Consider the following 12,878-nt stretch of genomic DNA (forward strand, 5'->3'; position numbering starts at 1 on the left):
GCCGCCAACCTCATGATCAACCCGGTGGGCGGACGGCGGCGGTGACCGTCAGGGTGCCGGTGGTGGCGTCGAGCCGGGCACTGGTGTTCACCGGGACGGTGAGCTGGCCGGGGCCGTGACCGATCGGCAGGCCGCCGAGCACCGGCACGCCGAGGTCGCCCAGGCGGTCGGTGAGCACGTCCACGACAGTGGTGTCCCAGCCGTCCGCGCACTCGGTGAACTGGCCGACCGCCACCCCGGCGATCCCGTCCAGCGCGCCGCAGCGGCGCAGGTGGGTGAGCATCCGGTCGATCTTGTACGGCGGCTCCTGCACCTCCTCGACCAGCAGGATCGCCCCGGTCAGGTCGGGCATGTCCGGCGTACCGATGGACGCGGTGATCAGGCACAGGTTGCCGCCGATCAGCCGGCCCTCGGCCCGTCCGGGCACCCGCACCGGGTACGTCTCCTCCGCCTCGACCGCCGCCACCGTCACCGGTGCGGTGCTGGTCAGCGCCGCGTGCAGCGACTCCGCCGAGCGGACCGGCGTGCGTTCGTCCCGCCACGCCGCACCCGGACCGTGCACCCCGGCCAGGCGGGCGCCCCGCCACAGCGCGAACTGCAACGCGGTGATGTCGGAGAACCCGGCCACCACCTTCGGGTCCCGGCGCACCGCCGCCATGTCGATCAGGTCGACCACCCGCTGTGCGCCGTAGCCGCCCCGGGTGCAGATCACCCCGCGGATCTCCGGGTCGGCGAACGCGGCGTTGAGGTCCGCGGCCCGCAGCGCGTCGTCGCCGGCCAGGTAACCCCGCCGGGCGTACGCGTTCGGCGCGGGCACCGGCCGCAACCCCCAGCCGGTCAGCAGCTCGATGCCGCGGGCCACCCGCTCGGGACGGGTCGGCCCGGACGGGGACACCAGCATCACCGCGTCGCCGGGACGCAGGGCCGGCGGGCGCAGGCAGTCGTCAGGCACGATCGGAGCCTAGGGCCTGCCGGACCGTGCCCTGTCGGGCGCACCGGTTAGCCTCGACGTCGTGGCGACCGCGCTGGTGATCGAGAACGACCCGACCGACGACCTCCGCCGCCTGGGGGAGTGGCTCACCGAAGGGGGCCTTGAGCTACGTGTGCTGCGTCCGCACGCCGGCGACGCGCTCCCCGCCGACCTGGAGGGATACGCCGCGCTCGTGGTGCTCGGCGGCGACCAGCAGGCCTACCCGGGGGCCGACGACGCCCCCGGTGCGCCCTGGTTTCCCGCGCTCGAGGGGCTGCTGCGCAAGGCGGTCCGCGGGCGGGTGCCCACGCTCGCCGTCTGCCTCGGCGCGCAACTGCTCGCCACCGCGCACGCCGGCCGCGTCGAGCGCAGCCCGTCCGGCCCGGAGGTCGGGCCGGCGCTCGTGGGCCGGCGCGACGCCGCCGAGGACGACCCACTGTTCCGGTACGTGCCGTTGATGCCCGACGTGTTCCAGTGGCACGCCGACGAGATCACCGAGCTGCCGCACGGTGCGACGCTGCTCGCCGCGTCCACCCGCTACCCGCACCAGGCGTTCCGTCTCGGCGACCGGGCCTGGGGCCTGCAGTTCCACATCGAGTGCGACACCGCGATGATCGCCGAGTGGTCCCGCGACTCGGCAGTGCTGGCCGAGCTGGGCTACGACCCCGAACTGGTGGTGGCCGCCTGCGACCGGGTGATGGCCGACGTCGAGGAGGCCTGGCAGCCGTTCGCGATCCGGTTCGCCGCGCTCGCGCTCGGCGAACTCGGCGACGACAACCCGCGCCGCAGCCTGCCGCTGCTCGGGGCCTGACGGTGACCCGGCCGGCCCGCGGGCGCCTGGCCCGCTACGGATTCGCCGAGGGCGACGGCGCCACCCGCGCCGTTGACCTGCTCGGCCCGGACGGGCTCGCCCTGTGGCGGCCCGACACCCAGGAACCCGCCGACGACCGCGCCGCCGAGCTGCTCGGCGCGCTGTCCCGCGCCGCCGACCCGGATCTGGCACTGCGTCAGCTGCACCGGCTGGTCGAGTCCGAGCGGCGCTCCGGCGACGAGGTGGCCGTCCGCGACGCCCTGGCCGCCGACCCCGGGCTGCGCCGTCGGCTGATCGCGGTGCTCGGCGCCTCCTCCGCGCTCGGCGACCACCTGGTCGCCAACCCCGGGCAGTGGGCGGTGCTGGCGACCGAGCCGGACGGGCTCGCCCCCACCGCGGACGGCCGGCTCGACCTCGGCGTCGCGGCCCGGCTCACCACCATGACCGGCGCGGTCCCGCTGCTGCGGCAGGCGTACCGGCTCGCGCTGCTGCGGATCGCGGCGGCCGACCTGACCGGCGGGCGCGGCCTGGAGCAGACCATGGCAGCGCTGTCCGGGCTGGCCGACGCCACGCTGGCCGCCGCCTACGACATCGCCGCCGACGAGCTGCCTGACGGCACGCCGCGCCCCCGCCTCGCGGTGGTGGCGATGGGCAAGTGCGGCGGCGACGAGCTGAACTACGTCTCCGACGTCGACGTCATCTTCGTCGCCGCGACCGACGACGACCTGCCCGCCGCGACCCAGGTCGCCACCCGGCTGATCCAGATCTGCGGGCTGGTGGCCTGGCCGGTCGACGCGGCGCTGCGGCCCGAGGGCAACCGGGGGCCGCTGGTCCGCACGCTCGCCAGCCACCTCGCCTACTACAAGCGCTGGGCCCGCACATGGGAGTTCCAGGCGCTGCTCAAGGCCCGCCCGGCCGCGGGCGACCTGGAGCTGGCCCGGGAGTGGATCGAGGCGCTGGCCCCGCTCGTGTGGACCGCCGCCGAACGCCCCGAGGCGGTCGAGGACGTCCGCTCGATGCGTCGCAAGATCCTCGACAACGTGCCGCCGAAGGAGCTGGAACGCGAGATCAAGCGCGGTCCGGGTGGGCTGCGCGACATCGAGTTCGCCGTGCAGCTGCTCCAGCTCGTGCACGGCCGGGGCGACGAGTCGCTGCGCGTGCCGGGCACCGTACCGGCGCTGCGCGCGCTGGTCGCCGGCGGCTACGTGGGCCGCGCCGACGGGGAGGCGCTGCTGCGCGGATACCGCTTCCTGCGCGCCGTCGAGCACCGGCTCCAGCTCCAGGCCCTGCGCCGCACCCACACCGTGCCGACCGAACCGGCCGCGCTGCGCTGGCTCGCCGCCGCGCTCGGCTACGCGGCCACCCCGGGCCGCAGCGCCGTCGAGGAGTTCCGCGCCGAGTGGGTCACCCACGCCACCGAGGTACGCCGGCTGCACGCCAAACTGCTCTACCGGCCGCTGCTGGAATCCGTGGCACGCGTACCGGCCGAAGGGCTGCGCCTCACGCCCGAGGCGGCCCGGCACCGGCTGGAGGTGCTCGGCTTCGCCGACCCGGCCGGCGCGCTGCGGCACCTCCAGGCGCTCACCGGCGGCGTCAGCCGTACCGCAGCCATCCAGCGCACGCTGCTGCCGGTGCTGCTCGACGAGTTCGCCGACGCCCCCGAGCCGGACCGCGGTCTGCTCAACTACCGGCAGGTCTCCGACAAGCTCGGCAGCACCCCCTGGTACCTGCGTCTTCTGCGCGACTCCGGCCCGGTGGCGCGCCGGCTGGCCCGGGTGCTGTCCTCGTCCCGGTACGCGGCCGACATGCTGGCCCGCGAACCGGAGGCGCTGCGGCTGCTCGCCGAGGACAGCGAACTGACCCCGCGTCCACGGGAGACGCTCGTCGAGGGCTTCGCCGCGGCTGCCGCCCGCCACGACGACCCGGTCGAGGCGATCCGGGCGGTCCGCGCGCTGCGCCGCCGGGAGCTGGTCCGGATCGCCGCCGCCGACGTGCTCAGCCACGCCGGTTCGCTGGCACCGCTCACCCCGCGCCCGGTCGGCGGCGGGGAACGCCGGCCCACTGTGGTGGACGTGACCGCCGTCGGCACCGCGTTGTCGCACGTCGCCGACGCCACGCTGGCCGCCGCGCTGCGCGCCGCCCGTACCGTCCACCCCGGGCCGCCCGGCCTGCGCTTCGCGGTGATCGGGATGGGCCGGCTCGGCGGGTACGAGTCGAACTACCTCTCCGACGCCGACGTGCTGTTCGTCTACGACCCGCCGCCCGGGGTGGAGGAGAGCGTGGCGAGCGCCGCCGCGCAGGCCATCGCCGAGGAGCTGCGCCGGCTGCTGTCCGCGCCCGCCCCCGACCCGCCGCTCGGCGTCGACGCCGACCTGCGCCCCGAGGGCCGGCAGGGCCCGCTGGTGCGCAGCCTGGCCGCGTACGCCCAGTACTACGCGCGCTGGTCCCGGGTGTGGGAGGCGCAGGCGCTGCTGCGGGCCCGGTACGTCTGCGGCGACGCCGACCTGGGCGCCGAGTTCGAGGCCATGATCGAGCCGGTGCGCTACCCGGCCGAAGGGCTGAGCCGCGAGCAGGTGATCGAGATCCGCCGGATCAAGGCACGGGTGGAGACCGAGCGGCTGCCCCGCGGCGCCGACCCGGCCACGCACACCAAGCTGGGCCGGGGCGGGCTGGCCGACGTCGAGTGGGCGGTGCAGTTGCTCCAGCTCCGCTACGCCGGTCAGGTGCCCGCGCTGCGCGGCACCCGTACGCTCGACGCCCTCGCCGCCGCCCGTGACGCCGGGCTGCTCGACGCCTCCGACGCCGCCGAGCTGGCCGCCGGATGGACGCTCGCCGCCGAGGTGCGCGACGCGCTGATGCTGGTACGCGGCCGGGCCGGCGACCAGCTGCCCCGGCACGGGGTGGAGCTGGCCGGTGTGGTGCGGCTGCTCGGGCGCGAGGACCAGGGCGAGTTCCTCGACGAGTACCTGCGCACCGGCCGCCACTCCCGCACAGTCGTCCAGCGAATCCTCGAGTCCCCCCTCTAGCCCACGCCGCCCCCTACCGCCCCGCCTCCCCTCGGCGTTGATCTTGCACTTGTGGCCCCGGCGAAAGGGGTATATCCGACTCTCGAGGGGCCGCAACCGCAAGATCGACGGGGGGCAGGGGCAGGAGGGGCGGGGTCAGCTTGTGAGGGTGTAGGTGCCCTCTCGGGGGACCGTCACGGTGGTCCAGGTGCCGTCTCGGGTGACTTCGGCGCCGCCTGAGGCGGTCAGCCAGCGGTCGTGGCGGACGCGGATCGGGATCGGGCCGGCTGTGGAGGCGCGGAACGTGATCGAGGCGCCGTCCTGGCTGATCAGCTCAGCGGGTGCGCCGACCAGCGGGGTGGGGTCGGCGACCGCGTACAGCTTCCAGTGCCGGTCCGACCAGACCTCGGTCAGGTACGGCTGGCCCGCCTCCACCAGCTTCGCCTCCGACGAACCCACCCAGGAGAACTCGGCGTCGGGCACGGCCACGTACTGCACCGCGTTGTCGGCCAGCCAGTCCCGGTAGGTGATCGGGGTCAGCGGAACGCCGGTGCCGTCCGCGCCGGGCACCGTGGTGAAGAACAGCGGATTGCGGTCGATGTCGGCCTGCCGCAGCCAGCCCCGGGCCAGCGGCACGTCGCCCATGTGGGCCGCCTCCCAGTAGTTGCGGGTCGGCGGCACCTCCACCCGCCCGGTCAGGCCGCGCCGGGCCAGCTCCGCGCGCAGCGGCGCGAAGTACGCCGGGTCGGCGGTCGGGTCGTCGGCGCTGCGCAGGTCGGCGGTGACCACCGGCGGCTGCCACCAGCACACCGCCGCCAGGAGCGCGGCCAGCCCGACCGCCCCGGCGAGCCGGGAGCGCCGACCGGCGGCGCGAAGCCGACCGGACAGCGGGGCGGGAAGCGTCGCGGTGGCGGCCAGCACCGGCAGCGCGAACATCACCACCAGGCGGGTGGCGTTCAGCCCCACCGGGGTGTGCAGCAGCGCCGACGCCAGCACCCCGGCCGCGGACAGCAGCGCGCCGACCCGCACCGGCCGGTACGCGACGAGAGCCGCCACGACCAGGCTCGTCACCACGGCGTGCACGGTGTCGGCCGTGCTGATGTTCATCCAGCCGCCCTCGCCGAACAGCAGCCCGGTCACCGCCAGCGGCGCGGCGGCCGGTACGGCGAGCAGCAGGCCGTCGGCGTACCTGCGGGTCAGCAGCAGCGCGACGCCGGCGAGCCCGACGAACAGCCCGGCCACCGGGCTGGCCGCGGAGGCGAGCAGTGCGGCGGCAGCGGCGACGGCCGCCCAGTCCCGGTCCCGGCCGGGACCGGGACCGGGAGGGCCGGACCCGACCGGCTCGGCGGCGGCACCGGCGACGAGGCTGGTGCGGCGGGCCGGGACGGTGAGCGCGAGCAGCGCGGCCAGGCCGAACGCGACGCCGAGGGCGTACGTGACCCGGCCGGACACCAGGTTGCCGGCGATCGTGACCACGCCGACCAGGCTGCCCAGCAGCGGCCGGGGCACCCGGGTCCGCACCAGCAGGGTGGCGAACGCGGTGGCGGAGGCGAGCAGGGCGAGCGCGCCGGTGACGCGTACGCCGAGCAGCGCCATCAGCGGCGGCGAGACGAGGCTGTAGCCCCACGGGTGCACGCCGCCGTACCAGCGCAGGTCCACCAGGGCGGCCCCGTGCTCGGCGAAGAAGCCGGCGCGGGCTACCTGCGCGGACAGGTCCGAGCCGGTGGCCGGCAGCGTGAGGTAGAGCACGGCGAGGACGAGCGCCGACACGGCGGAGACCGCCACCACCCGACCGCCCCGCATGCCCACCTCCTGATCGCGAACCACCGTACTGGCAGCATGTCGGACGTGCCTCACCACCTCTCGCGCTGGATCGGCCTGGCGGGTTCGGTGCTGCTCGCCGTGGCCGCGTACCTCGGTGGCGCCCTGCCCGACGGCGAGTTGCGTCCCACCCCGGTCAGCATCTGGCAGGGCCCGAACGGGCCGCTGATCATCGGGTTGTGGCTGGTCGGCACCGGGCTGCTGGCGTGGGCCTGGTGGTCGCTGCGGGACAGCGTGCCGTCGGCCCGCTGGGTGCTGGTCACCGTGGCCCTGTGGCTGCTGCCGATGCTCGTCGCGCCGCCGCTGGGCAGCCGGGACGTGTACGCGTACGCGTGTCAGGGCGCCAGCTTCTCGGCCGGGATCAACCCCTACGAGCAGGGCGTGTCGGCGCTGCCGTGCCCCTGGCTGGACACCATCTCCTACATCTGGCGGGACACCCCGGCGCCGTACGGGCCGCTGTTCGTGCTGCTCGCCGGCGCGGTGGTGGAGGCCACCGGCTCGCTGCTCGGCGCCGTGGTGCTGTTCCGGGCGCTCGCCGTGGCCGGGGTGGCGCTCACCGCGTGGGCGCTGCCGGTGCTGGCCCGCCGCTGCGGGGTGCCGCCGCAGCGGGCGCTCTGGCTGGCGCTGGCCAGCCCGCTGGTGCCCGTGCACCTGGTCTCCGGCGCGCACAACGACGCGCTGATGATCGGCCTGCTCGTGGCCGGGCTGGCGGTGGTCGCGGCCCGCCCGGGCCGGCCCGGACCGCTGCTCGCCGGTGGGGCGCTGCTCGGACTCGCCGCCGCCGTCAAGGTCACCGCGCTGGTGGTGATGCCGTTCGCCGCGCTGGCCGCGATCGTCGGGGCGTACCGGATCAGGACGCTCGTGCGCGACGGCGGATGGGTGGTCGGCGGCTCGCTCGCGTCGCTCGCCGCGGTGACCGTCGCCTCCGGCCTGGGGCTGGGTTTCATCAGCGGGCTCGAGCAGGGCGGGCTGGTGGTGGCGTGGACGTCGCCGCCCACGGCGGTCGGGCAGACGGTGGGCTACCTGCTGGCGCCGTTCGGGGTGCACGTCGACGCGTTGCCGGTGACCCGTGCGATCGGCATGGTCGTGCTGATCGCCGTGCTGATCTGGCTCTGGTTCCGGTCGTTCCGTCGCGGTGAACCGTTCTGGCACGCCGGGCTGGCGCTCACCGCCACCGTCGCGCTGTCCCCGCTGTTCCACCCCTGGTACTGGCTGTGGCCGCTGGCAGTGCTCGCCGCCACCGCGCGCCGCACGCTCTGGTTCTCGATCGTCACAGTGGTGTCGTCGTTCCTGGTGCTCGCCGACGGCACCGGGCTGGCCCGGTACAGCAAGATGCCCGGTGCGCCGCTGATGACCCTGTTCGTGATCGGTGTGGTCGTCTGGTTGGTACGGTCGGCTCGCCAGGGTCGGCAGCCGGTTCCCGTGGACTGAGGGGAGGGCCGGTGAGCGAGCCCGACGGACCCGTCCGGCCGGTCGCCGCCGGTCTCGCCCGCTACGCCGGTCTCGCCGGGGCCGTCCTGCTCACCGTCGCCGGGTGGCTCGGCGGTGCCCTTCCCGGTACGCCCTCGCGCGCCACGCTCGCCGCGATCTGGTCGGCGCCGCACGGGCCGCTGACGCTCGGCTGCTGGCTGGCCGGGACGGTGCTGCTGGTGGGCGCATGGTGGTCGCTGCGGTGGGGCGCCCCGTCCGGCCGGTGGGCGTACCTGACGGCGGGGCTCTGGTCGCTGCCGCTGCTCGCCGCGCCGCCGATCGGCAGCCGCGACGTCTACTCGTACGCCTGCCAGGGCTGGACGTGGACGCAGGGGCTCAGCCCGTACCGGGTGGGGGTCGCGGCGGCCGGCTGCCCGTGGACCGACTCGGTGTCGCCGATCTGGCGGGGCACCCCGGCGCCGTACGGGCCGTTCTTCGTCCTGCTGGCCGGGCTCGCGGTCCTCGCCGGTGGCGGCCTGCTCGGGACGATCGTGGCGCTGCGGCTGGTCGCGGTGGCCGGGGTGCTGCTGGCGGCGCTCTGCCTGCCCGGTCTGGCCCGCGCCGCCGGGGTGCCCACCCGCCGGGCCGCCTGGCTGGTGCTCGCGTGCCCGCTGGTCGGCGTACACCTGGTGGCGGGCGCGCACAACGACGCGCTCGCGCTCGGGCTGCTCCTGCTCGGCCTGCTGGTGCTGGTCCGCCTGCCGGGCAGGCCGCGCGCGCTGCTGGTGGCCGGAGTGCTGCTGGGCCTGGCGGTGGCGGTGAAGGCGGTCGCGGTCGTGGCGCTGCCGTTCGCGGCGCTCGCCGCCGTGCTCGGCCGCTACACCTGGCGGGCGCTGCTGCGCGACGGCGGGCAGCTGGCTGCGTCGGTGCTCGGCACCCTGCTGGTCGTGTCGCTCGCCACCGGCCTCGGACTGGGCTGGGTGGGAGGGCTCGGCCACAGCGGCGACTCGCAGCAGTGGACCTCCCCGCCCACCGCTGTCGGCTTCGTCGTCGACTACGCCGGCGAGTTGGCCGGGCTGCGGCCACGGGCGGTGCCGGTGGTCCGGGCGGTCGCGCTGGTGCTGCTGGCCGGGACGCTCGTCGCGCTCTGGTGGTGGGCGTGGACGACGCTGCGCCGGCTCAACGACGCCCGGCAGCGGGTCGCCCGGCTGACGCTGGCCCGGCCCCGGGTGGCGCTGCTCGGCGCGGGACTGGCGCTCGCCGCCACAGTGCTGCTCGCCCCGGTCTTCCACCCCTGGTACGCGATCTGGCCGCTGACGCTGCTCGCGGTCGCGGCGGTGCCGCTGGCCCGGCAGGTCTGGTTCGTGGCGCCCTGCGCGCTGGCCTCCGTGCTCACCCTGCCCGACGGATCCAACCTGGCCCGGTTCAGCAAGGCGCCGGGCGCGGTGCTGATGACGGTGCTGGTGGTGGTCGTCGCGGTCGCCGGCGCCCGGGCCACGTTGCGCCGCCGCACGACGTAAAGGCCGGACCGCGCTGCTTGAACGGCCGGGCCGGCTCCGCCATCGCGGAGCCGGCCCGGCCGGTGCTGACGTACGTGCTCAGCAGTCGAAGTACATCGCGAACTCATGCGGGGTCGGGCGCAGACGCACCGGGTCGACCTCGTTGGCCCGCTTCCACTCGACCCAGGTCGAGATCAGGTCCGGCGTGAACACGCCGCCGTCGAGCAGGTAGTCGTGGTCGGCCTCGAGCGCGTTGAGCACCTCCGGCAGCGAACCCGGGACCTGCTTGACGTCGCCCCACTCCTCCGGCGGCAGGTCGTACAGGTCCTTGTCGATCGGCGCCGGCGGCTCGATCTTGTTCTTGATGCCGTCCAGGCCGGCCATCATCATGGCCGAGAACGCCAGGTACGGGTTGCTGGACGGGTCCGGCACCCGGAACTCGACGCGCTTGGCCTTGGGGTTGCTGCCGGTCACCGGGATGCGGGTGCAGGCGGAGCGGTTGCGCTGCGAGTAGACCAGGTTGACCGGCGCCTCGAAGCCCGGCACCAGACGACGGTAGGAGTTCACCGTCGGGTTGGTGAAGGCGAGCAGCGAGGGTGCGTGGTGCAGCAGGCCGCCGATGTACCAGCGGGCGGTGTCGGACAGGCCGGCGTAGCCGGTCTCGTCGTAGAACAGCGGTTCGCCGCCGCGCCAGAGGCTCTGGTGGGTGTGCATGCCGGAGCCGTTGTCACCGAACAGCGGCTTGGGCATGAACGTCGCGGTCTTGCCGGCGGCCCAGGTCTCGTTCTTGACGATGTACTTGAACAGCTGGAGCTGGTCGGCGGCGTGCAGCAGGGTGGAGAACTTGTAGTTGATCTCCGACTGGCCGGCGGTGCCCACCTCGTGGTGCGAGCGCTCGACGGTGAATCCGCCGTCGACGAGGCGCCGCACGATCCGGTCGCGCAGGTCGGCGTAGTGGTCCACCGGCGGCACCGGGAAGTAGCCGCCCTTGTACGCGGTCTTGTAACCGCGGTTGCCGCCCTCCTCGATCCGGCCGCTGTTCCAGGCGCCCTCGATCGAGTCGATGTAGTAGAACGACTGGTGCGCGGAGGTCTCGTGGCGGATGGAGTCGAAGATGTAGAACTCCGCCTCCGCCCCGAAGTACGCGGTGTCGGCGATCCCGCTGGCGGCGAGGTAGGCCTCGGCCTTCTTCGCCACGTTGCGGGGGTCGCGGGAGTACGCCTCGCGGGTGAACGGGTCGTGGATGAAGAAGTTGAGCGCGAGCGTCTTCTGGGCCCGGAACGGGTCGATGAAGGCGGTCGCGACGTCCGGCAGCAGGAGCATGTCGGACTCGTGGATGGCCTGGAAGCCGCGGATCGAGGATCCGTCGAAGGCGAGGCCGTCGGTGAAGACGCTGTCGTCGAACGACTCGACCGGCAGGTTGAAGTGCTGCATCACGCCGGGCAGGTCACAGAAACGTACGTCGACGAACTTCACGTCCTCGTTGGCGAGGTATCGCAGGAGTTCCTCGGAATTGGCGAACACACGTCCTCCTGGCAGGTCCACTCCGGTAGCTGGCTACTGGCGACGCTATGGCCGGGGGGTTGCCCTGCCGTGTCTCGTCTGTTTCCGCCGTGTTACGTCGCTTGCGGAGCGTCATCCCGGCACACTCTGATGCCGAATGTCGTATTTTTCGTCAGGGGTCGCGGCGGCGCTACCCTGGCCGCTGTGACCGATACCGCCGCCACACCGGTGCCGCCCGCCACCGACCCCGCGTTCACCCCGCCCAGCCTCGGCCGCCGCTTCGGCGCCCTGATCATCGACTGGGTGCTGTGCCTGATGGTCGCCCGGGCGTTCTCCGACCCGGTCCGCGACGGCTGGCCGCCGGTCCTGGTGCTGATCCTGGAGTACGGCTTTTTCATCGGCCTGTTCGCCCAGACCCCCGGCATGTTCCTCACCCGGCTGCGCTGCGTGTCCTGGGCCGACGGCGGCCGGATCGGGCTGCTCCGCGGGCTGTGGCGCGGACTCCTGCTGGCCCTCGTGGTGCCGGCCCTGCTGATGGACGAGCACCGGCGCGGCCTGCACGACCGGCTCGCCGGGTCGGTCGTCACCGACGCCCCGCGCCGCTGACCCGCATGAGGAAAGGAGCCGGCCCCGCACGGGACCGGCTCCTTCTCGCGTACGCCGGACGTCAGCGACCCCGGGTCTGCCGGAACGCGCCACGCGCCGGCCGCATGTTCTTCGGGATTGCGCCCTTGGGCATCTGCGGCCGCGCGGTGAGCGCCTTGAGCCGCTTGTCGAGGGCGTTGACGTCCTTGGGGGACAGGGCGCGCGGCAGCCGCATCAGCGTCATCCGCAGCTTGCGGACCGGCAGCTCACCCTCGCCCTGCCCGATCACGTAGTCGTGCAGCGGGGCCGTGCCGATCACCTTCGCGAGGCGGCGCTTCTCCTGGCCGAGCAGGCCGCGGACGCGCTGCGGGTTGCCCTCGGCCAGCAGGATCACGCCCTGCCGGCCCACCACCAGGTGCACCATGTCCATCTGGGTGGTGGAGCTGACGGCCGGGGTGACCCGCCAGTCGCCGCGCATGCTCTCCATGATCTGCGCCGCCGCGCCCGGCTGCCCCTCGGCGGCGTTCATCATCGCCTTGTTGGAGCGCAGGTTGAGCACGATCAGCACGGCGAGCAGGGCGAGCAGGATGCCGATCGGCAGCCAGATCCAGCCCCAGGCGATCACCGCGACCACGGTGAGCGCGAGCGGGATCAGCACCGCCGCCGCGGTCAGCGGCGCGAACCACTTGTCCTGCTTGGCGGTGAACCGGAACACCATCCCGATCTGCTTCAGCCGCTGGCCGAACGAGACCTTCTCCTGGGGCTTTGCCATACCGCAGAGTCTAGTGGTCGGCGCACGTCACGTTGATCCGTGGCCGCCTGTTCCGCCGAGGGCTGAGTACCTTACCGCCGCGCCGGCCCGAACCGGCCCGCAGGTAAGGAGGCGGAGGGGGCGAAGATCAGGCGGCGTACCCATGCCCCGGGGGCACCTTCGCGCGGAGAGTCGATCTCGACAGGGAACGACACCGCACGGCAAGGGAGACCGAGATGTTCGGCAACGACGCGGACTTCATCCTCAGCATCCACCGCAGCCACGCCTCCGAGTTGCAGGCCGACGCCGCCCAGGACCGGCTCGCCCGGTCGCTGCCCCGCCGGCACCCGCGCGGCTGGCTCGGCCGACGCCGGCACAGCGCCCGCACCACCGACGCCCGCCGGTGACCGCACCGGCGGCCGTCGCCGGTCCGGCCGGGTTCGTGGGCGCGGCCGGTGCCGTGGGGGAGATTGCCGGTCCGGCCGTCACGGGGGCGGCCGGGCCGGCGGGCCCCCTCGGCCCG

The 12,878-nt window shown here is 74.5% G+C and carries 10 protein-coding genes; 6 read left to right on the forward strand and 4 right to left on the reverse strand.

Features of this window, described 5'->3' with window-relative positions; genetic code table 11:
• Positions 1 to 16: 16 nt before the first annotated feature.
• On the reverse strand, positions 17 to 901 hold the full coding sequence (locus O7607_RS20385; protein ID WP_442929534.1) for a S66 peptidase family protein: 885 nt from the start codon (positions 899 to 901) through the stop codon (positions 17 to 19).
• 112 nt (positions 902 to 1,013) lie between these two features.
• On the opposite strand from O7607_RS20385, the gene O7607_RS20390 reads away from it, so the two are divergent.
• Positions 1,014 to 1,781, forward strand: a complete 768-nt coding sequence (locus O7607_RS20390) for a type 1 glutamine amidotransferase (RefSeq protein WP_269704778.1) — start codon at positions 1,014 to 1,016, stop codon at positions 1,779 to 1,781.
• A 2-nt stretch (positions 1,782 to 1,783) separates the two neighbouring features.
• The gene (locus O7607_RS20395) at positions 1,784 to 4,807 is read left to right on the forward strand and encodes a bifunctional [glutamine synthetase] adenylyltransferase/[glutamine synthetase]-adenylyl-L-tyrosine phosphorylase (RefSeq protein ID WP_269704779.1); all 3,024 of its coding nucleotides are present in this window, start codon (positions 1,784 to 1,786) and stop codon (positions 4,805 to 4,807) included.
• A 135-nt stretch (positions 4,808 to 4,942) separates the two neighbouring features.
• On the opposite strand, the gene O7607_RS20400 is transcribed toward O7607_RS20395, so the two are convergent.
• Positions 4,943 to 6,589 carry a hypothetical protein gene (locus O7607_RS20400; RefSeq protein WP_269704780.1) on the reverse strand — a complete coding sequence of 549 codons (1,647 nt, stop codon included), beginning with the start codon at positions 6,587 to 6,589 and terminating at the stop codon, positions 4,943 to 4,945.
• Positions 6,590 to 6,625: 36 nt separating this feature from the next.
• Between O7607_RS20400 and mptB (O7607_RS20405) the strand changes: the two genes are divergently transcribed.
• On the forward strand, positions 6,626 to 8,038 hold the full coding sequence (mptB, locus tag O7607_RS20405) for a polyprenol phosphomannose-dependent alpha 1,6 mannosyltransferase MptB (RefSeq protein ID WP_442929496.1): 1,413 nt from the start codon (positions 6,626 to 6,628) through the stop codon (positions 8,036 to 8,038).
• 11 nt (positions 8,039 to 8,049) lie between these two features.
• Positions 8,050 to 9,537 carry a polyprenol phosphomannose-dependent alpha 1,6 mannosyltransferase MptB gene (mptB, locus tag O7607_RS20410; RefSeq protein WP_269704781.1) on the forward strand — a complete coding sequence of 496 codons (1,488 nt, stop codon included), beginning with the start codon at positions 8,050 to 8,052 and terminating at the stop codon, positions 9,535 to 9,537.
• A 78-nt stretch (positions 9,538 to 9,615) separates the two neighbouring features.
• Here mptB (O7607_RS20410) and glnA read toward each other — a convergent pair whose 3' ends face one another.
• On the reverse strand, positions 9,616 to 11,040 hold the full coding sequence (gene glnA, locus O7607_RS20415; protein ID WP_269704782.1) for a type I glutamate--ammonia ligase: 1,425 nt from the start codon (positions 11,038 to 11,040) through the stop codon (positions 9,616 to 9,618).
• 129 nt (positions 11,041 to 11,169) lie between these two features.
• On the opposite strand from glnA, the gene O7607_RS20420 reads away from it, so the two are divergent.
• On the forward strand, positions 11,170 to 11,625 hold the full coding sequence (locus O7607_RS20420) for an RDD family protein (RefSeq protein WP_269704783.1): 456 nt from the start codon (positions 11,170 to 11,172) through the stop codon (positions 11,623 to 11,625).
• Between the two features lie 61 nt (positions 11,626 to 11,686).
• Here the strand turns inward: O7607_RS20420 and O7607_RS20425 are convergent, their stop codons facing one another.
• On the reverse strand, positions 11,687 to 12,376 hold the full coding sequence (locus O7607_RS20425; protein WP_013287747.1) for a DUF4191 domain-containing protein: 690 nt from the start codon (positions 12,374 to 12,376) through the stop codon (positions 11,687 to 11,689).
• Positions 12,377 to 12,591: 215 nt separating this feature from the next.
• Between O7607_RS20425 and O7607_RS20430 the strand changes: the two genes are divergently transcribed.
• On the forward strand, positions 12,592 to 12,762 hold the full coding sequence (locus O7607_RS20430; protein ID WP_269704784.1) for a hypothetical protein: 171 nt from the start codon (positions 12,592 to 12,594) through the stop codon (positions 12,760 to 12,762).
• The last annotated feature ends 116 nt before the right edge of the window (positions 12,763 to 12,878 follow it).

The sequence above is a fragment of the Micromonospora sp. WMMA1949 genome, assembly GCF_027460145.1.
Taxonomy (GTDB): Bacteria; Actinomycetota; Actinomycetes; order Mycobacteriales; family Micromonosporaceae; genus Micromonospora.

Bases quoted from the DNA above. Each gene is read 5' to 3' on its own strand.
- O7607_RS20385 (WP_442929534.1), bottom strand. From the start codon at position 901: ATGCTGGTGTCCCCGTCCGGGCCGACCCGTCCCGAGCGGGTGGCCCGC.
- O7607_RS20400 (WP_269704780.1), bottom strand. From the start codon at position 6,589: ATGCGGGGCGGTCGGGTGGTGGCGGTCTCCGCCGTGTCGGCGCTCGTC.
- mptB (WP_442929496.1), top strand. From the start codon at position 6,626: ATGTCGGACGTGCCTCACCACCTCTCGCGCTGGATCGGCCTGGCGGGT.
- O7607_RS20420 (WP_269704783.1), top strand. From the start codon at position 11,170: ATGCCGAATGTCGTATTTTTCGTCAGGGGTCGCGGCGGCGCTACCCTG.
- O7607_RS20425 (WP_013287747.1), bottom strand. From the start codon at position 12,376: ATGGCAAAGCCCCAGGAGAAGGTCTCGTTCGGCCAGCGGCTGAAGCAG.
- O7607_RS20430 (WP_269704784.1), top strand. From the start codon at position 12,592: ATGTTCGGCAACGACGCGGACTTCATCCTCAGCATCCACCGCAGCCAC.